This window comes from Paenibacillus alba (assembly GCF_013204855.1).
GTDB lineage: Bacteria > Bacillota > Bacilli > Paenibacillales > NBRC-103111 > Paenibacillus_E > Paenibacillus_E alba.
This window is the reverse complement of sequence record NZ_JABMKZ010000009.1, coordinates 111,102-130,924: the sequence shown is the minus strand read 5'-3', so window position 1 is coordinate 130,924 and position 19,823 is coordinate 111,102. Positions and strand designations below refer to the sequence as shown.

General features: G+C 47.9%; 18 protein-coding genes. 4 read left to right on the top strand and 14 right to left on the bottom strand.

Annotated elements, in window-relative coordinates; translation table 11 throughout:
* Nucleotides 1-4: 4 nt before the first annotated feature.
* The 3 genes from HQN90_RS14490 to HQN90_RS14480 are packed head-to-tail and all read right to left on the bottom strand — an operon-like array spanning nt 5 to nt 3,199.
* The gene (locus HQN90_RS14490; RefSeq protein WP_216855317.1) at nt 5-883 is read right to left on the bottom strand and encodes a carbohydrate ABC transporter permease; all 879 of its coding nucleotides are present in this window, start codon (nt 881-883) and stop codon (nt 5-7) included.
* A 34-nt stretch (nt 884-917) separates the two neighbouring features.
* Complete coding sequence (locus tag HQN90_RS14485; RefSeq protein WP_246362370.1) at nt 918-1,874, bottom strand: carbohydrate ABC transporter permease; 957 nt, start codon at nt 1,872-1,874, stop codon at nt 918-920.
* A gap of 5 nt (nt 1,875-1,879) precedes the next feature.
* Complete coding sequence (locus HQN90_RS14480) at nt 1,880-3,199, bottom strand: ABC transporter substrate-binding protein (RefSeq protein ID WP_246362368.1); 1,320 nt, start codon at nt 3,197-3,199, stop codon at nt 1,880-1,882.
* A 133-nt stretch (nt 3,200-3,332) separates the two neighbouring features.
* Between HQN90_RS14480 and HQN90_RS14475 the strand changes: the two genes are divergently transcribed.
* Both HQN90_RS14475 and HQN90_RS14470 read left to right on the top strand, forming a co-directional pair.
* The gene (locus HQN90_RS14475; protein WP_173219654.1) at nt 3,333-4,808 is read left to right on the top strand and encodes a sensor histidine kinase; all 1,476 of its coding nucleotides are present in this window, start codon (nt 3,333-3,335) and stop codon (nt 4,806-4,808) included.
* A gap of 35 nt (nt 4,809-4,843) precedes the next feature.
* The gene (locus HQN90_RS14470; RefSeq protein WP_246362367.1) at nt 4,844-5,530 is read left to right on the top strand and encodes a response regulator transcription factor; all 687 of its coding nucleotides are present in this window, start codon (nt 4,844-4,846) and stop codon (nt 5,528-5,530) included.
* Between the two features lie 354 nt (nt 5,531-5,884).
* Here HQN90_RS14470 and HQN90_RS14465 read toward each other — a convergent pair whose 3' ends face one another.
* Entirely contained in the window at nt 5,885-6,928 is a 1,044-nt protein-coding gene (locus tag HQN90_RS14465) for a YeiH family protein (RefSeq protein ID WP_246362364.1), read from the bottom strand.
* A 171-nt stretch (nt 6,929-7,099) separates the two neighbouring features.
* Between HQN90_RS14465 and HQN90_RS14460 the strand changes: the two genes are divergently transcribed.
* Nucleotides 7,100-7,981, top strand: a complete 882-nt coding sequence (locus HQN90_RS14460; protein WP_173219645.1) for a LysR family transcriptional regulator — start codon at nt 7,100-7,102, stop codon at nt 7,979-7,981.
* A 399-nt stretch (nt 7,982-8,380) separates the two neighbouring features.
* Here the strand turns inward: HQN90_RS14460 and HQN90_RS14455 are convergent, their stop codons facing one another.
* From HQN90_RS14455 to HQN90_RS14445, 3 genes are all read right to left on the bottom strand, one after another.
* Nucleotides 8,381-9,496, bottom strand: coding sequence for a PAS domain-containing sensor histidine kinase (locus HQN90_RS14455; protein WP_173219642.1), 1,116 nt, complete (start codon nt 9,494-9,496; stop codon nt 8,381-8,383).
* Complete coding sequence (locus HQN90_RS14450) at nt 9,489-10,139, bottom strand: response regulator transcription factor (RefSeq protein ID WP_173219833.1); 651 nt, start codon at nt 10,137-10,139, stop codon at nt 9,489-9,491. The genes HQN90_RS14455 and HQN90_RS14450 overlap by 8 nt, the downstream gene beginning before the upstream one ends.
* A 96-nt stretch (nt 10,140-10,235) precedes the next feature.
* The gene (locus HQN90_RS14445) at nt 10,236-10,697 is read right to left on the bottom strand and encodes a GAF domain-containing protein (RefSeq protein WP_173219639.1); all 462 of its coding nucleotides are present in this window, start codon (nt 10,695-10,697) and stop codon (nt 10,236-10,238) included.
* Nucleotides 10,698-10,987: 290 nt separating this feature from the next.
* On the opposite strand from HQN90_RS14445, the gene HQN90_RS14440 reads away from it, so the two are divergent.
* Complete coding sequence (locus tag HQN90_RS14440; protein WP_173219830.1) at nt 10,988-11,665, top strand: Crp/Fnr family transcriptional regulator; 678 nt, start codon at nt 10,988-10,990, stop codon at nt 11,663-11,665.
* 83 nt (nt 11,666-11,748) lie between these two features.
* On the opposite strand, the gene HQN90_RS14435 is transcribed toward HQN90_RS14440, so the two are convergent.
* The 7 genes from HQN90_RS14435 to mobA form a co-directional block, all read right to left on the bottom strand.
* On the bottom strand, nt 11,749-12,180 hold the full coding sequence (locus HQN90_RS14435) for a universal stress protein (RefSeq protein ID WP_173219636.1): 432 nt from the start codon (nt 12,178-12,180) through the stop codon (nt 11,749-11,751).
* Between the two features lie 73 nt (nt 12,181-12,253).
* Nucleotides 12,254-12,775 carry a hemerythrin domain-containing protein gene (locus tag HQN90_RS14430; RefSeq protein ID WP_079414249.1) on the bottom strand — a complete coding sequence of 174 codons (522 nt, stop codon included), beginning with the start codon at nt 12,773-12,775 and terminating at the stop codon, nt 12,254-12,256.
* A gap of 25 nt (nt 12,776-12,800) precedes the next feature.
* Nucleotides 12,801-13,343 carry a hemerythrin domain-containing protein gene (locus HQN90_RS14425; RefSeq protein ID WP_173219633.1) on the bottom strand — a complete coding sequence of 181 codons (543 nt, stop codon included), beginning with the start codon at nt 13,341-13,343 and terminating at the stop codon, nt 12,801-12,803.
* Between the two features lie 18 nt (nt 13,344-13,361).
* Complete coding sequence (gene pflA, locus HQN90_RS14420; RefSeq protein WP_173219630.1) at nt 13,362-14,087, bottom strand: pyruvate formate-lyase-activating protein; 726 nt, start codon at nt 14,085-14,087, stop codon at nt 13,362-13,364.
* Nucleotides 14,088-14,109: 22 nt separating this feature from the next.
* A complete protein-coding gene (gene pflB, locus HQN90_RS14415) occupies nt 14,110-16,368 on the bottom strand; it encodes a formate C-acetyltransferase (protein WP_173219627.1) in 2,259 nt (752 codons plus the stop codon).
* Nucleotides 16,369-16,408: 40 nt separating this feature from the next.
* Nucleotides 16,409-19,015: a bifunctional acetaldehyde-CoA/alcohol dehydrogenase gene (gene adhE / locus HQN90_RS14410; RefSeq protein WP_173219624.1), complete on the bottom strand. Its 2,607-nt coding sequence runs from the start codon at nt 19,013-19,015 to the stop codon at nt 16,409-16,411.
* 180 nt (nt 19,016-19,195) lie between these two features.
* Nucleotides 19,196-19,804: a molybdenum cofactor guanylyltransferase gene (gene mobA, locus HQN90_RS14405; protein ID WP_173219621.1), complete on the bottom strand. Its 609-nt coding sequence runs from the start codon at nt 19,802-19,804 to the stop codon at nt 19,196-19,198.
* Between the last annotated feature and the right edge of the window lie 19 nt (nt 19,805-19,823).

Here is a 19,823-nt window from a genome sequence, read left to right as displayed (position 1 = left end):
TGACTCACCCTTTAACCGCACCAGCGGATATTCCTTCCACGAAATGGTCCTGGGCCATGAAGTAAATAAGGATCGTTGGCACAATCGCACAAACGGCTGCTGCCATTAACGGTCCGTATTCGGTGGCATGTTCCGATTGAAAATGCTGCATACCAAGCTGAAGCGTAAACAACCGATCCGAGTTCAAATAAATTAACGGCCCGAGGAAATCGTTCCATGCATGCATGAACGTAAAAATGGTTAAACTCGCAATAGCGGGTCGGATCAACGGCAAAATAATGCGGGAATAAATACCAAACTCACCCAAGCCATCAATTCTGGCCGCTTCCGAGAGCTCCTCTGGAATGGACATAAAAAACTGTCTGAACAAGAATACCCCAAACGGGCTGAAAGCTCCCAGCAGGATTAATGCCCAGTGTGAATCCATTAAACCCAGCTTCTTCATGAGCATGAACTGGGGAATCATCATGACCTGATAAGGCACCATCATCGTCGCGACATAGAGGAAAAACAACTTATCCCGTTCCGGGAATTTCACTTTGGCGAACGCATAAGCGGCTGTGGAACATGTAATAATTTGCAGTAAGGTGGTCAAAAGCGCAATTTTGATTGTATTCAAATAGTACGTAAAGAAAGGCAGCTGCGTCCACACCTTCGTATAATTGGACCAGTAGAAATGGCTGGGTATCCACTGAATCGGGAATCCGAATATCTCCGCTTCCGATTTCACGGAGGCAGAGAGCATCCAGAGGAAGGGAACAATCATGGACAAAGAGATCGCGATTACGATCGCATACAAAGCTATTTTTCTAACCCATGCCCCAGTAGGCAAACGTTTCGGTAGGTTGATGGATGTCTTCCTAGGTTCTACGATTGTATTCAAGTCGGCTTCTCCTTTCTCTAACCCGCTAAACTCGTTAGGAATAGTTCACCCAACGTTTCTGTCCTCTAAATTGAATCAGCGTAATAACAAGGATGATGGCAAAAAGCACGTAAGCCATCGCAGAGGCATATCCGTATTCGAATCTTTGGAATGCCGTATAATAAATATCATAGACCAGCATATGCGTCGAGCGTCCCGGACCGCCTTTGGTCAAAACGAACACAAGATCAAATACTTTGAACGAATTAATAATTCCCATAATGATGGTGAAGAAAATAACCGGCGACAGCATCGGCACCGTAATCTTGCGGAATTGCGATACCTTCCCTGCGCCATCGATTTCCGCTGCTTCATAGAGATCCTTCGGAATTCCCTGCAATCCAGCTAAATACAGCACCATATAGTAACCGATGGAATGCCAAATGCTGACGATAATAACCGAGATAAGCGCCCAATGCGTGGAGGCTAGCCATGTGGGCGGATGATCGACCCCCAAGCTGCGCAGCATGCCGTTAATCGGCCCCATAGTTGGGTTGTAGAGAAGCTGCCATACGACGGCTACGGCTATCGTAGCTGTTATGTGAGGCAGAAAGATGGCGGTACGAAATATTTTAATGCCTCTCAATCCTTTATTGAGGGCAACAGCTGCCAAGATCGCGAGTAATAACGTAACCGGTACGGATACGCCCGTCATGATTAAACTGTTGAGTAGCGAGATGCGGAACGTTTCGTCACTCCATAAACGCACATAATTCGATAATCCAGTGAATTGGATGTCGCCAAAGCCATTCCATTCCGTAAAACTCATGAGAAAAGATGCGCCTACCGGAAAGCAAATAAATAATAAAAATCCAATGATATTCGGAAGCAAAAATGTGTAACCGATGAACCGATTGCGCCGTACTTCTTTGCCCGTTTCTCTCATATGCTTCACCCCTATGGAAGCAATCGAGCTTCGCCAACTTCGGCGAAGCTCGACCGTCTCATTCATGTCTTTTACTTCTTGCCTGCTTTGAAATCCTTCGCGTATTTATCTGCCCATTCCTTTTCTACACGTTGGGCAATTTTGGAAATTGCCTGATCCACCGTCTGCGCGTTGGTCAAAGCCATTTCCCCTTCTTGCTTATACACGTTGTTGACCAGAATATTTTTCACGCCTGGCAAGAACGGATATTCCGGATATTCCTTTTGTTCCACGAAATAGTGAATGTTTTTAGGCTTCATGCTGCCATCACCGATATACGTTTTACGGATATCGTCATTGATATAGCCTGTCAAGAATCCTTTGGCTGCGAATTGCTTCGCGCCTTTGGCTCCCGTCATGAATTGAATGACCTTAAACGCTTCTTCTTTGTGTTTGGAGTTTTTGTTCATCATTAACGACACGGGTGTTGCCAGACTTGTGTTCGCCGCCACGCCATCTGGATGCGGAACTGGAACGACATCCCAATCGAAGCTGATTTTCTTCTCCGTTTCCGCTTGTCTGAGCTGTGCGACATGCCAGTCACCAATCAGATTCATGGCAACGTTGCCCTTTTGGAAAGCCGAATTATAATGTGCGGAAGTCGTAATTTGCTCCGCCCAGCCCATGATCGAGCCGTCTTTTTCCATATCCATGCGGAATTGAAGCCCTTTCTTGAAGGGGGTTAAATCCTTATCGATAATCGAAGCGCCGGTTTGAACGCCTTGCATATACCAGGTTTGCGCCCATGGATGCAGGAACGCACCATATACTTTGTTCGCGCCCTCGCCCTTCGTCATTTTCTTCGCGAGCTCCCGGAATTCATTCCAAGTCATATCTGCTTTCGGATAAGGAACGCTCGCTTGATCAAACAGTGTTTTGTTATAAAACAACATCCAGTTGGACTTGCGGTAAGGAAGACCAAAAACTTTATCGTTAACTTTCAACGAGTCATAAAGCGGACCATATCCGGAAACGTCAACATTCCCTTTTTTGATATAATCATCCAATGGCTCTAAGATGCCTGTATCCAAGAAAACATCCATATTGCCGCCGAACAAATCAATGTCTTCTCCGGATGACAGTTGCAGACGAAGTTTCTCATAGTATTGAGCCTGAGGAACGGTTTCAAATTGTACTTGGATCGTTGGATTCTCTTTACTAAACTCAGCATAGGCGGTTTTGAATGTTTCCAAATCGTCCGTTAATACTGTAGCCTTCAGGTTAACCTGTGCGGTTTTCGCCTCTGGCGAAGCCGTATTTTTATCGCCAGTCGTTTGCTGTGTGGAACCACATCCGGCAAGCAAACCTACAAGCACTGAGCCCGTTACCACCATACTCCAACTTTTTTTCATTTGACTATCACCCTTTTTTTGATATGATTTGAATGCGTTTTCTATATTTTGAATTATACGTAGATTCAAAGTCCATCGACAGGTGAAAGTTTTATTCCCCCTTTTTTTGGCCAAAGAGAAAGAAGTGATTCCTATGCTTTTCATTACGCTTCTACTGCTAATTTTTACTATTTTATTTACTTACAAAAAACTAAATAATGCCTCAACCCGCTTCATGTATGGCATCATTATCGGTTGGATACTTTCTTTCGTATCCTTCACCCTGTATTTGAGCAAGTTCAACTACTATTTCAACGTCATTCATAGTTTCTTTGATTTCAGTCCAGGTACGTGGAATTATCTTGTCTTAACCAAATTTAATCCAAACTGGCTTATTCGTATGCTGAATGTGGGGGTAAGCCTGTTTTATTGTTCGCTGCTTTGCTTTGCGGTATCCTTCACCAGGAGCCTCAGCCACAGAAAACAGCAATTCGTCTACATTGGTGTTCTGACCTTTTTCATCGTACAAACGGCTTATTATGATCCTACTCTTCACATCGCTTTAACCAATTGGAATGATAGTCTACCGTACCTAAATGCGGTTGAAGCTATATTTAAAAGCTTTCGCTACCTCTTTCTTTTTGTTGCATTTGGCCTGTTAGTGAACTATTATTTGAATTATCCGAAAATTAGATTCATCAAAAATCTTACCTTATATCATATTTTGCTATTCATCCCGCTTGTGATTATTCACTTGTTAATCTTCTCGTGGGCACCAAAAATACTAGTAAAAGCAACATTCCTGGATGGCTATTACAACTACTTGCAGCCTCCGCTTGGTTCTCAGCCAATTCTGCTGTCTGTGTTTCCCTACGCGATTTATTTGACACTGATCCTGATGATCTTCATCGTTTACAAGTTCAATTCCATTGAGAATTATCGCAAAAATCGCGATATCCAGATTAATAAAAGCATTGACACCGCAACGTTGGGCACCCGGGCTTTCACCCATGCGCTCAAAAACCACTTGATCGCGATTCAATCCGAGGCCGCTTATTTGAAAGATCGCCATCAAGCGGATAACGAATCCGTGTACAGTCTTGAACTTATTTTAAAATCATCGCAAACAGCCCTTGCGAGCATTAACGATGCCGCTGATAAATTAAAAAACATGAATTTAAATCTTCAATCCATGTCGATCGAGCTGCCTATACAGCAAGCACTGCTCCAGCTGCGGGAGCAATCCAACCGCTGCCAAGTCGACTATCGACCAAGCTCGGTTCCCGCAAATTGTTATCTCGATTACAGCCATTTCACGGAAGCCATTTACAACTTGCTGATCAATGCCAATGAATCGTTGCAGTATCGCGATGATGGTCTCATCGTTGTAGAAACGAATCAGCAGAACGGCTGGGCGCTTATCCGCATTTCTGATAATGGCCCAGGCGTAGCCGAGGAAAATTTAGAAGCTATCTTCGATCCGTTTTTCACGACGAAAGCTTCCGTAAACAACTGGGGGATCGGCTTGTCTTACTGTCACAAGATCGTACTTGGCCACGATGGCAAGATTCTGGTGGAAAGCAAAGAAGGTCTCGGAACGACATTCACCCTATTCCTGCCGATTATCTAATGTTCATGGAATGCTAAAGAAAGGGGTTCATGCGAATGACACAACTACAAATGCGAATCCTCATTGCGGATGACATGGAAGCCCACATTAGAAGACTAGAGAGGACATTCTCTGGGCATAAAGATTTTGAGTGCATCGCGCGCGCTTCATCTGGCAATGAGGCGGTCACGCTGGCTGCTCAGCATCAGCCCGATGTCATTTTGATGGATATCGAGATGGAAAGTCAATATGCCGGAATTCACGCAGCTAAGCAGATTCACGAAAAGCACCCTCATATCAAAATCATCGTATTAACCGTTCACAAGGATGAGAATTTCATCTTTGCCGCCTTTCAGACGGGAATCACGGACTACTTGCTGAAGAACGCTTCAGATGTAGAAGTCATTGAAGCCGTTCGGGCCGCTTTTAAGAACGAATCACCGATCCGGCCGATGATCGCCGAGAAGATTAGAGAAGAATTTGTTCGCGTCAAAAAAGCAGAAGCCAGCTTGCTGAATATCATTCAGATCATCTCCGAGCTGACTCCGAGCGAGCTGCAGGTGCTCCGCCTCCTGTGCGAAGGCAAAAAGCGTAAGCAAATTGCCGAGGAACGCTGCGTTGAGTATGAAACGATCAAGAAACAGATCAATTCCATTCTCAAAAAATTCCAAATGCCCGATGCCGCTAAAGTGATTCAAACGATTAACGATTTGCGCATTTTTGAGGTTATGAGGAAGCTTTGATGTTGGTTTGTGGGGAGGAAGCTGCTTCTACGCGCTAAGACTGCCTTTTTCGCCGTCTCGGGGCGGGGGCGGGACTTTTTTCTTGTTGAGCCTGCCTTTTTGGCAGGCTCGGCTTGCTTTTCCGGGATGCTGCTTTTCCGAGCTGAGCCGGCCTTTTTCGCCGCCTCAGGGCGGGGGCGGGGCTTTTTTACTGTTGAGCCTGCCTTTTGGGCAGGCTCGGCTTGCTTTTCCGGGGAGGAAGCTGCTTCTACGCGCTGAGACTGCCTTTTTTCGCCGTCTCGGGGCGGGGTGGGGACTTTTTTCTTGTTGAGCCTGCCTTTTTGGCAGGCTCGGCGTAATTTTACCAGTAGGAGGCTACTTCAATCCAAAAAACACAACAAGAGCGTAGCCCAAAACCGAAAGCAATACCGATCCCACCAACCCCGCAGCAAACGACTTCATCCCCATGCGGCGAAATGTGAGTAGATCAACTTGCAGTCCCAGACCAACCATCGCCATGGCGATTAGCATGTAAGCAGCTACAAGGATCTGAGTCGTCAAGCCAGCGGGAAGTATCCCCCATGTGTTGACACCGCTCATAGCAAGAAATCCAACGATAAACCACGGCATCGGAATCGATTTCCAGCTCGCCTTTTTCACTTCGCCACGCTCTTTTCTTTCCATCCGGTTCGTCCAGATGCCGAGCACAATAGCGACCGGTACCAAGAGAGCAACGCGCGTTAATTTCACGATGACCGCTAAATCAACCGCAGCTTTGCCGCCAGGAGCCGCAGCCGCAATGACATGCGCAACTTCATGAAGCGTTGCCCCCGAGAAAATACCGTAGCCTTGCGCCGTCAAGCCCAGTACAGGATAAAGAAGCGTGTAAGCAAGTGTGAACAGTGTCCCCAATATGGCAACCGTGGCTGCCGCTACAGCGGTCTCTTCCTCATTCGCCTTAATTTGTGGGGATATTGCGACAACAGCAGCCGCACCGCATATCGCCGTGCCGCAGGCCGTCAAGATGCCCAAGCGCTTTTCTACCTTGAACATCTTCGTAAGCGCATAAACAACAACCAGTGTAAAAACGATATTGATGACGGCAATCGACAGCACCTTTGGACCGGCATGCACGATATCTAGCAAATTCAATCTTATGCCCAGCAATATAATGCCATATCGTAAAAGCTTTTTGCTTGAGAACGATACGCCTGTAATGGTCTGCCGGGGGACGCCGATGATGGCCTTCCAGAGGATGCCGAGTAAAATGGCTATTACTAGCTGTCCCATTATATTTAGAAATGGCGATTCGGCCAAATATTTGGCGGCAACCGCAAGCATGAACGTTAAACCAATGCCTTGTGCAAATCCGAAACCTTTGTGTTCTCTTCGTGGTAAGACGTAGGCGTGTGCCATCATCCTCACTCCCATCTTCAAGCTGCTCTGTGCTGTTCTTCTAACCTCACTATAAAGCGAACCGAACGATAAGTGAAATATCAATATCCTATCTCTATCATGAGAAAAACTGATGATAAACTTGTCGTTAACCCCCTTCCTTATGTAGAATATAAAGACTAGGGGGAGATGCAGATGATCGTAGAAACACTTCGTGTTTTTGTAGCCGTTACCGAACAACGCAATTTCTCCCGAGCAGCGGAACTGTTGAATTTATCCCAACCGGCCGTCTCGCTGCATATTCGGAATCTGGAGAACGAATTCAGCTCCAAGCTCATGCATCGTTCACCTAAACATGTCATGCTCACAGAAGCTGGTGAAATTCTATATCGGCGAGCCAAAGAAATTCTTGCTCTTTATGAACAAGGAAAGCAAGAAATCCATTTGCTGACTGAAAAAGTAACAGGGGCGATTCACATTGGCGCGAGCTTCACGATTGGGGAATATATTTTACCGCGCCTGCTTGCCGAGTTTGCACATCAATTTCCAGAGGTCGAGATGTCCGTTACGATTGCAAATACCGAGGAAATTACCCAAGCGCTGAAGGCGAACAAGCTTGACCTCGGTTTAGTTGAAGGGCAAGTATCACCGAATGGGCTCCAAGTTTCCTCGTATATGAAAGACGAAATGATCTTAATAGCGTCTAATTCCCATCCTCTCGTTTCCAAAAAAACGGTAAAACCGGAAATGCTCCACGACCTCACTTGGATTTTCCGCGAGCATGGATCCGGTACTCGGTCTTTCAACGATCAGTTTATTCAGGCGGCGGGGCTTCGCATCAAACGCTCGTATGTGTTCAACAGCAGCCAGGGCGTTAAAGAAGCCGTTTCCGCTGGGCTGGGGATATCCATTCTCTCACGCTGGATTGTGCGCAAGGAGCTGGAATCCGGGGAAATTTGCGCTATCCCACTCAGCCCCAAGCTGCCGGAACGGAATTTCTGGATCATTCAAAATCAGGATCATTCACCTACGATGGCGATCCAAATGTTCCTGCATATGCTCCTGCAGCGCGCGTAGTTTTGTTAGTTTTCACCTGCTGCGGCGTATTTATGCCGAATGCTAGTAAGCCGGATGCCTCATGAGTGGCGTCTGCTCCAAAACCATGCGCAACCAACCACATCGGCAATATCCGTCGCTCCCCGAACTTAAGAAACCTGCGAAAATGCAGGCTTTTTCGAGGGAATCGCGTGAAAACAACAAAAGCCTGCGATTAAGCAGGCTTTTCAAGCTTTTCCATCCCGATATTGAAAAAAGGCCTCAAAAGCCTGCAGATTCACAGGCTTTTGGAGATTATGCATCCTTTCCAAGATAAAAGGATGCATAATCGCAGGAATTCCCCAATTTAGAAGGTTCAGACATCTACGAAAGTGGGGCAAAAGCAAACTTTCCGCTCAGTCAGGACGCAAGCACCCTCTTTCATCCTTTCAAAGGAACAACCAAACTAACCACCGTTCCTTGCCCTTGCTCGGAGCGAATGTCCAGCCTGCCGCCAATACTCTTGGCTCGCTCTTCCATGCTGAAAAGACCCACGCCTTTGGCTGCCTTATTCCTCGCAAAGCCTTTACCTTTGTCCTCCACACGTACTAAGACTTGGGAGTCCATCTCCTGCACAACAACCGTCGCTTCCGACACGTCCGCGTACTTGGCAATATTGGTAAGCGCCTCTTGAATCACGCGGTAAATGACCGTTTCCTCAAGCGCTCCCAGTCTGCGGGACAAGCGGCTGTCCAACATCACCCGAATCCCGTAATGATTGGTATAGTTTTCAATATACGTTCGAATCGCAGGGACAACCCCTAAGTCATCCAATACGGAGGGCCGTATTTGCCAAGCCAGACTTCGCACATCTTCAATGATGCCGGAAACCTGCTGTCTAAGTGCAGTCAAATCCGTGCTTTTGGCCTCGCCCTCCCCGATCAAGCGATCCATTTGGATCAATAAGGAGAATAGACTTTGACCAATGCCATCATGCAGCTCGCGTGAAAACTTGCGGCGCTCTTCCTCCTGAATGCGCATGACCTGCGACATCATCAGCTGGAGTTCTTCTTCCACACGCTTTAATTCCGTTACTTCATTCCGAATGGCAAGATACTGGTAGGATTGCCCCTGTTCGTCCACGAATGGCACGATCGTTGTATCTACCCAATAAAAGCTGCCGTCTTTGGCTTTATTTTTAATTTCGCCGCGCCATACCTGCCCTGAGGAAATGGTTTGCCACAAGACAGCCATGAACGGCTTCTGGTGATAGCCAGAATTGATAATCCGATGATCTTGACCGAGCAGCTCGCTCCGGGAGTACTTGGAAACTGCGCAAAATTTATCGTTTACATATAAAATCTTCCCTGCATGGTCGGTAACAGCCACAATGGAGGATTCGTCGAGAGCAAATTTAACATGGGATAATTGTTTAAGCGCTTGTCTCAAATCCTGCTGAAACAGGGAATCCGCGATATGCTCGTCAAGTCGATTTAATAGGTTCAGCACATTCTCACCGATGACTTCTGGATACGCTCTGTTCTTATCCTCACTCAAAGTTCAGCAGCCCTTTCTTCACAGCGAATTTCACCAGCTCGGGTCTCGTCTTGAGTCCCAGCTTCTCCATCACATTGCTTTTGTGCGACTCTACCGTTTTGACGCTGATAATCAACTGTTCGGCAATTTCTTTATTCGAGAAGCCTTTGGCAATTAGCGCCAGAACTTCTTTTTCGCGCTCCGAGAGCGTGTCGAAGGTATCTTTGTTTTCACCTTGCTTCAAGCGTTCGATATATTCATTCATGAGCCTCTTCGTCGCCGTAGGATAGAGATAAGCATTTCCCGCAGCAACGGAGCGAATCGCCGTTAACAGCTCCTCATGCGGCGAGCTCTTCAGGATATAGCCTGATGCGCCGACATGAATAGCCCGAAACAAGTACTCATCATCGTCATGCATGCTCAAAATCAAAATGGCCAAGCTTGGCATTAATCGCCTGAGCTCCGCTGTCGCCGCAAGTCCGTCCATGCCAGGCATATTCAAATCCATCAAAACAACGTCCGGTTTAAGCTCCAGGGCGGCCCGAATTCCTTCTTCGCCGTCCGCCGCTTCTCCAATAATTTCGATCCCCTGCTTGCCATGGAGCAGCATGATTAAACCCGATCTAACTACAGCATGATCATCCACGACCAGAACCTTCAATATGCGATACCTCCTAGTAAATGGATAATCACTATCCCGATCCCATTTTCTTTTTATTTGCCCTAATCATAACAAAAAAAACGAATTCCAGTAAGGAATTCATTTGGCAGTCTCTTGTATGATTCCTTCCAACAAAGAAGCTAGTGTGGCAATCTTCTCCTGCGCTGCGAGCAACTCATTTACTTCAAAGTTACTTTGTTTGCGCTTACCTAAATAAATCAAGCCAACAATCTGGCGATTCGCAGTCGTCATAAGGGGAAACACGGCGGCGGATTGCAGATGTTCAGCAAGCATCATCGGACAATGAAGTCTTTCCTGACTATTTTCAGCACCCGCACCGTCGATCTTGACCCACCTGCCCAGACGCAGAGCGGTACCTGCCAATCCATGTCCTGCCCGTATGACCATATATTGATAACGATCGTTTCTGTTTCCCCATACATAATCCCACCCGCCGCGACCTGAATGGCCCTGAAGAGATGCCAATGCCATGAAATCGCTTGACGTCAAGCTTTGCAAAAGCGCTAATTCTACTTTCAGGCTTGTATCGCCAATTGCCATCTCCTGCCACCTCCTTTTCGACGAAAACAGTTAGATTTTCCTTTCCTACCATTGTAGACCTTTCGACGCGTCTTGTAAGTCAGGGAAAACCCTGATTTTCGTATCAGGATTTCCCGCCTTTTTCCCCTAAAAAGATCAGCGTACCTCCCGATAACCAAAAACCGGAAATACCGTTATGATGAAGATAACAAAGAAACGTTGAGGAGTTGGTCCTTATGGCCATAAATCATACATCGACTAAAGGATGCCGCACTTGCGATCACACGGAAGTCCAAGCGAATAAAGGGATTATGAAATATTTCTCTGCAGCCAATTTCGAAAAGCTTCAAAGCATCATGTATGTGAAGCATGCAGCCAAGGGCGATTTCCTATTCAGAGAAGGCGACGCAGCCGACAAATTGTTTTATGTCCGCAAGGGCGGCGTCCGCATTACGAAGCTGTCTGAATCGGGGAGAAGCTTTATCCTTTATTTGCATCAGGAAGGTGACTTGTTCGGGCAGATGGACCCCTTCCAAGATTCTATGCAAAGCTTCAGTGCCGAAGTGACCGCAGATTGTGAAATTGGCGTGATTCAGCGCAAAGATCTGGAGGTGCTGCTTTGGCAGCATGGGGAATTAGCGATTGAGTTTATGAAATGGATGGGGCTTATGCACCGCATGACGGAAACCAAATTCCGCGATTTAATGATGTATGGCAAGCCAGGCGCGCTTTGCTCCTTATTAATTCGATTAAGCAATTCCTATGGCGCTCCCACCGGTGACCATGTTCGAATCAACTACAAAATCAGCAATGCTGAAATGGCCGATATGATTGGAGCTACGCGAGAAAGCGTTAACCGCATGCTGAGCGATATGAAAAAGGAAGACGCCGTCGATTTCCACAACGGACTCATCACGATTAAGAACCCCGCTTATCTCCGCGATATTTGCCACTGTGAAAACTGCCCTCTGGACATCTGCCGCATGTAGGTGAATAAGGATTTTTCCCTTTATGACATAAAAAGGACTTCACACTTCATTCGAAAATGTGGAGTCCTTTCGCTTGTGCTTCTCTATTTGATGACAAGTACAGGAAGCTTGGCATGCTGAACTACATTGTGGCTGACACTGCCAAGAACAAACTCCCCAATACCGCTAAGGCCTCGGCTGCCGATAATGATAAGATCAGCTTGGATCTCATCGGCATAGTCGAGAATTTCCTTCGTAATCGCCCCGCTTCTCACTTCAATATGAATATTGGAGAAGTCCGTAATTTTCTCTTTAATTTTCCCAATGACTTGCTCGGAGTAATCCAAATAATTCGTTTCGATCACAACCGGCGGGATGACAACCGAAGAACCTATGACATACGTAGGAAGATTAAAAATATGAAGGATATCCAATTTCGAGTAATGGTTCAATTTGGCCAATTTCAACGCCGTATCCAGCGCCTTGTCTGCAGCTTCAGAGCCATCGTAGGCGACTAAAATTTTTGAATATAACATATCACTTACACCTCGTTTGTATGATGTTTTCGTATAATGAATATTACCCTCGGACACGATGTTAGAAACATCCCTATCGCTTTATCTCACTCAGCATTTGATTGGCAACCGGGAAAAACATCTCTTCTTCCGCTGCCAAATGCTCGGATAGCACCGAACAGGCCACACTCAGCAGCGAAATGGCTTTCTTCAGCTTCAAGCTGTCAGCCCCCTTGCAGGAATCGGCATATTCAAGAAATGAGCGGACAAATCGTTCCGCTTGCTTGTGATCCTCTTCCAACACCCATGTTGAGGTCAAAAAGGTTGGCTCCATCCCTTGATTCGCATAATCAGCTAGCAGGGGCAGCACTTCTTCTTCTTCCCAATGCTCGTGCGCATCAAGCTGTTTCATGAACATTTCCATTTGCTTGCGGATATCTTGAAGCAAGCGCTTCGAATCTTCCGAGCCAAGCCTGCTGACCATTTGACTGGTCATATCCTGAACATGGTCAAGCTCCTTTTTCAGCGCACCATGTTCGTCTTTCAACCGCGTTAGAATCTGTTGACATCTAGGCATCTGTGCCTGATCCTGCGGCAACCCAAGGTCCACAACCATCTATAATTCCTCCTTTTATTGTCAGCTACGAGAAAAAGGATTCCAGATCGGTTAATACATTCTCAGTCAATGGAAAAATAAGCTGTTCTTCCATGGTAATGTGATCGTTTAGTATTAAGCAGGCCTGCACCAGATGTGCTGCGGCATCGGCTAATTGCTTCTTCACAACGAATGAAGCAGCATCAAGAATGGCCTCTTGAAAAGACTGGATAAACGAAAGGCCAAGCTGATGATCCTTTTCCAATACCCAGAATGAAGGCATCATCGAGGGCTGCGGTTGACGATCAAAATACGTGAACAGGAACGGGAATAACTCCTTTTCTTCCCACCCTGCATGCTGTTCCAGCTCATCCATGAATTGATCGCTCAATTCTTTGAGCGCTTGCACCAGCTGTATACCTTTCGCCAAATCATCGATTAGAATCAATTCTTTGGCACTGTGTTCAATCATCCTTAGCTTTTCTCTTAATGCCTCATGTTCGTCCTTCAAACGATCCGTCGCATAGGCTAGCTCCGCCGGATTGGAAGATGCAATCCCCGATGCGTAGCCTGCCGTATAGATAGCCATACCTACTCCCTCCCCTATCTACCGTAAGGATATTCCTGCATCAATGAGCCCCTTCGCCCTAATAACTTCTTGATCTGATGGCGTAGGACAAAGCTCGAGCGGATATTCCTTCCCCATCTGGCGCCATTTGTAGACACCCATTCGATGATAGGGGAGTATCTCCAGTTTACATACATGATCTAATGAGCCAATGAACTTGCCGAGCTCGATTAGATCGCTGCTGTCATCCGTCCATCCCGGCACGAGCACATGACGAATCCAAAATGGCTTGCCGAGTTCGTCTAAATAATGCGCAAATCGTTTCATGCGATCGTTGGGCTGAGCCGTAAGCTCGATGTGCCGATCGGGATTCAGCTGCTTCAAGTCGAGCAGCACCAAATCCGTCACTTCCAACAGCTCCCGAGCATGACTTGGTTCACAGAAGCCGTTTGTATCCAGCACCGTGTGCAGCCCCCAGCGCCTCTTGCACTCGGCGAATAATCGGGCTAGGAAAGGAGCCTGCAAAGTCGGCTCCCCGCCCGTCACGGTAATCCCTCCACCCGAGCTTCGATAATACGCCAGATAAGGCTCTATCTCATTCATAATCTCCTCGACATCCATCTGCATCCCCACGTTCATTTCCCATGAATCCGGGTTATGGCAGTACTTGCACTGCAGCGCACAGCCCTGCATGAATAGTACAAAGCGAATGCCCGGACCGTCCACGGTGCCAAAGGTGTCGAAGGAATGTATGCGTCCTTTCATATCGCTCTGCACTCCTCTCTTCTTACATCGCGCCGTGGAACGTACGATGGATGACATCCAGCTGCTGTTCTCTGGTCAGCTTGATGAAGTTTACCGCGTAGCCAGAAACGCGGATCGTCAATTGCGGATACTGCTCTGGATGCTCCATCGCGTCCAAGAGCTGCGCCCGGTCAAACACATTAATATTCAAATGATGACCCTGATTCGCCATATACCCATCGAGCAGTGAAACCAGATTCGATATGCGCGTCTCTTCCTCACGGCCAAGAGCCTTGGGCACAATCGAGAATGTGTTGGATATCCCATCCAAGCAGTGCTCATAAGGAAGTTTGGCGACAGAAGCCAACGAGGCAAGCGCCCCCTTGCGGTCGCGTCCATGCATCGGGTTAGCGCCAGGCGCGAAGGGTTCTCCGGCTTTGCGTCCGTCCGGGGTGCTCCCCGTCTTCTTCCCGTATACGACATTCGAAGTAATAGTGAGTACGGACATCGTTGCTACTGCGCCCCGATACGTCTTATGCTTCCTGATCTTATTCATAAAGGTTTCCGTCAATTGAACAGCAATCGCATCTACCCGTTCATCATTGTTGCCGTATTGCGGGTACTCGCCCTCAATCTGGAAATCAACCGCAATCCCTCGTTCGTCACGGATCGGACGGACCGTCGCATATTTAATCGCGCTAAGCGAATCAGCGACAACCGACAAGCCCGCGATGCCTGTAGCCATCGTGCGTACAATTTCACGATCGTGCAGTGCCATTTCCAATCGCTCGTAGCAATATTTATCATGCATATAATGAATGACGTTAAGCGTGTTTACATACAGCTTCGCCAGCCACTCCATCACGGTATCGAATTTCTCAGCAACCTCTTCATAAATCAGAATATCGGATGTTAAAGGCGTTAACTGAGGTCCTACCTGTATCCCCAGCTTCTCATCCACACCGCCATTAATCGCATAGAGCAGCGCTTTGGCCAGATTGGCGCGGGCGCCAAAGAACTGCATCTGCTTGCCGATGCGCATCGCGGATACACAGCAGGCAATGCCGTAATCATCGCCATAATAAGGCCGCATCAGATCATCATTCTCATATTGAATGGAGCTGGTCTCCACAGATACCTTGGCACAGTAAGCTTTGAAGCCCTCTGGCAGCTGCGATGACCACAGCACAGTCAGATTGGGTTCAGGAGCGGGGCCCAGATTGTACAAGGTATGCAGGAAGCGGAAGGAATTTCTCGTCACTCGCGCTCTGCCGTCCAGTCCCATCCCGCCGATGGATTCCGTAACCCAAGTGGGATCTCCGCTGAAAAGTTCGTTGTAATCGGGCGTGCGTAGAAATTTGACGATACGAAGCTTCATGACAAAATGGTCCACAAGCTCCTGCGCTTCCACCTCCGTCAACGTTCCAGCGCGCAGATCCCGCTCGATATAAATATCCAGAAAGCTGGATACGCGGCCTAGACTCATCGCCGCGCCATTTTGCTCCTTAATCGCAGCCAGATAGGCGAAATACAGCCATTGCACTGCCTCACGGGCATTCACCGCCGGCTTCGCGATATCGGAGCCGTACGACTGAGCCATCTTCTTCAGCTCCTGCAAACTGCGAATTTGTTCAGATAGCTCTTCCCGCAGTCGAATAACCTCTTCTGTAATTGCGTCCACTTCCAATTGCAGAAGATCTTGCTTCTTCTCCTCGATCAGCCGGTCTACCCCATACAAGGCAACACGTCTGTAGTCACCGATGATGCGGCCGCGGCCATAAGCATCCGGCAAGCCAGTAATAATGGCAGCCTTGCGCGCTGTTTTCATCTCGGACGTATAAGCGTCGAATACGCCTTGATTGTGCGTTTTGCGAATATCCGTAAACACTTGTATGATTTCTTCCGGCAGCTTGAAGCCATAAGCCTCACAGGCGTCAATGACCATGCGAATCCCGCCAAAAGGCTGTACAGAACGCTTGAGTGGAGCATCCGTTTGCAAGCCGACAATTTGCTCCTTGCTCTGGGCGATATAGCCTGGCGCATGCGAGGTAATGGAAGAGACCGTCTGAACATCAATGTCCAAGACGCCTCCATTTTCTCTCTCTTGGTTGGTTAGCTCGCTGACGATACGCCATAGCTCTTTCGTAGCCTCTGTTGGCCCCGCCAAGAAGGAATGATCTCCTGTATATACCGTCAAATTATGATCGATAAAATCTTTCACATCGACGGCTTTCTGCCAGTGTCCTGACACGAATCCATCCCAACAGCTGCCTGCCTGTATTGTCTCTTCTCGTACTGACATGACGACACCTCCTAAGAAATTGTGGGGGATATTCGCGGCATTAAAATTTACCGTAAAAGGCATTCCGATACACATCAGCCAATTCCGTGACTAACGGCATACGCGGATTCGCCGTCGTACATTGGTCTTCAAAGGCGCGATCCGCCAAGTAATCCACACGTTTCTCGAACTGCTCTGCAGCGAAGCCAAGATCCTGGAACTTCTCCGGAATACCGAGAATGGCGTTCAGCTTGCGGATAGCCTCGATAAGGCTATTTACGCCTTCTTCCGTAGTCTTCGCAGGAAGTCCCAGCATACGGGCAATTTCGGCATAACGTTGATCTGCTATGAAATGATCGTATTTCGGGAACGATGTGAACTTGGTTGGCTTTTGAGCATTATAGCGAATCACATGCGGCAGCAAGATCGCATTCGTGCGTCCATGGGCCGTGTGGTATTCTCCGCCCCATTTGTGCGCCAAGCTATGATTAATGCCCAGAAATGCATTGGCAAAAGCCATGCCGGCGATCGTGGAAGCATTATGCATCTTCTCACGCGCAATGGGATCTGCTGTAGCAAATGACTTTTCCAAGTTTTGGAACACTAGTTGAATAGCCTTCATCGCCAAACCATCCGAATAGTCATTAGCCATTACCGAGACGTACGCTTCAATGGCATGAGTCAGGACGTCCATCCCTGTGTCGGCCACCGCTGTTTTCGGCAAACTGTACACATAATCAGGATCAATGATGGCTACGTCCGGTGTTAGCTCATAATCGGCGAGCGGATATTTGGTATTGCCCTTCTCTTTGTCCGTAATGACGGCGAATGACGTTACTTCCGAACCTGTCCCCGAGGTCGTAGGAATCGCGACGAATTTGGCTCTTCGCCCTAGACGCGGATATTTGTAAACCCGTTTGCGGATGTCCATGAACTTCTGCTTCAGGGCATCGAAGCTGGTATCCGGGTACTCGTAGAACAGCCACATCGCTTTCGCGGCATCCATAGGCGACCCGCCGCCCAAGGCGATAATGCAATCCGGCTGAAAGCTTGCCATCTGCGCCCGGCCTCGTTCCACCGTTTCCACAGACGGATCAGGCTCCACATCAGAGAATACTTCGATGTACACGGGAAGCTGTCGCTTGCGGAGATAATATTCCACACGCTCTACGTAACCCAGCTTCACCATCATCGGGTCAGTGACGATCATCACCCGCGTAATGTCGGGCATTTTCTCCAAATATTGCGTTGCGCCTTTCTCGAAATATATCTTCGGCGGTATTTTGAACCACTGCATATTGACCGTACGGTAGGCCACCCGCTTCACATTGATCAAGTTCACGGCACTCACGTTAGAGGTGGTCGAGTTATGCCCATAAGAACCACAGCCAAGTGTCAGGGATGGCAAGTTTGTATTATAAATATCGCCAATTGCGCCATGCGTGGAAGGCGAATTAACAATAATGCGCCCCGTTTGAAGCTTGCTTGCAAACGCCTGAATGACCTCTTCATTCTGCGAATGAATCACAGAGGAATGCCCCATTCCGCCGAATTTAACCACTTCTACCGCTCGATCAATCCCCTGCTCTGCGTTCTTCACCTTGTAGCACGCCAGTACGGGACTTAGTTTCTCCGCCGACAGCGGGTAGGCTTCACCAACACCAGCCAGCTCCGCGACGAGTATTTTCGTTGCCGCAGGCACCTTAATGCCTGCCATCTCAGCTATTTTCACAGCGGATTGGCCAACAATGACTGCGTTAACCGCACATTTCTCCGCATTGATCACAAGGCCGGAAACAGCTTCGTTTTCTTCTTTATTCAAGAAATAACAGCCCTGATCGACCAGCAGCTTCCTTGTTTCCGCATAGATGGATTCCTCGATAATGACAGCCTGCTCAGAGGCACAAATCATGCCGTTATCGAACGTCTTCGACAGGATCAAATCGTTGACAGCCTGCTGAAGATTGGCCGTTTTCTCAATGAAGCAAGGGACATTCCCAGGTCCGACCCCGAGGGCCGGCTTGCCGGTGCTGTAGGCCGCTTTCACCATGGAAGAGCCGCCCGTAGCCAAAACCAGCGCCACATCCGGGTGGTTCATCAGCAGTTGAGTAGCTTCTACGGATGGATGCCGCACCCATTGAATGCAGTGCTCAGGCGCTCCAGCCTTAACGGCCGCCTCCAGCAAAGTTGCCGCTGCTGCGCTGCTGGATTGCTGAGCCGACGGATGGAATGCGAAGATGATCGGATTCCGCGTTTTCGTGGCAATCAAAGATTTGAACATCGTCGTTGAAGTCGGATTGGTGACCGGGGTTACCCCCGCGATAATGCCGACCGGCTCAGCCACCATTTGGTAATTCTCGTAGTGGTTTTCCTCGATAATACCAACCGTCTTGTTATTTTTGATGCTATGGTAAATGTACTCTGTCGCGAATAAATTTTTTGTAATCTTATCCTCATAGACCCCGCGACCGGTTTCCTCCACAGCGAACTTGGCGAGAACCATATGACGGTCAATGCCGGCCAATGCCATTTGCTGTACAATTTGATCTATCTGAGCTTGATCCAGCTTGAGAAACTGCTGCTGTGCTTGCTTCGCTCTAGCTACCAGTTGGTTCACTTCTTCTTGTGCAGAAAGCTGTTCGGCGATTTTTGCTTCTTTGGTTGCCACGATTCATCCACTCCTTTATTGGTTAAACCTGTCTGCTGCCGTCTTCTGATTGGTACGCCTTTAGATTAACCTTAATCTGGAACCTGAACTATGATAAATATCACACGTTAAAGCCCAATCCCATGAACATCTTGTGAATACAATCACACATTAGTAGAGAGACAAAGCAGCAGTGCTATTTCAAAATAACTGCCGCCCATGCTGCAAGATTTCATAATCCTCAAATGTTTTGATATTCGTGACAAAATTCAAATCAATGCCATTCTCTTGCAGGAACCGATCTCCCATTTCGCTCCAAAAAACATGGTTTAATAAAGCTGACACGCTGGTCTCACCTTGGTTCAGGAGCGGTACAATATGAGAAGCGCAAGCGCGATCGTAAATCCCATGCAGCGGAAACACCTCTCCGGCTACGAAAGGAACAACCGCTTCAAATCCATCCAGCTTTCTTTGCATCAACAGGTGCCCGGCTTTACTGGAGATAAAGGGCATGTCGCAGCCAACAACCCAAACAGAGGCATTTTTGGCTAAAGATAAGGCTGCATGCATGCCGCCAAGAGGCCCGTGGCCAACAAAAAAATCCGTAATAATACGAACTGAGCGGTCTACGATGTTTAAGTAGGGTTTGGGCTCATTGGTCACAACAATCATCTCTTCGCATATTTCCCTCATGGTTTCGATTTGCTGCGCAATCAGAGGCTTTCCGTCAAACGGAAGCAGTGCCTTCAGTTCTCCCTTCATGCGACGGTTTGCTCCACCAGCCAGAATCACTCCTGAAAGCATATCCATCACGTCTCCTTCTCCAAGT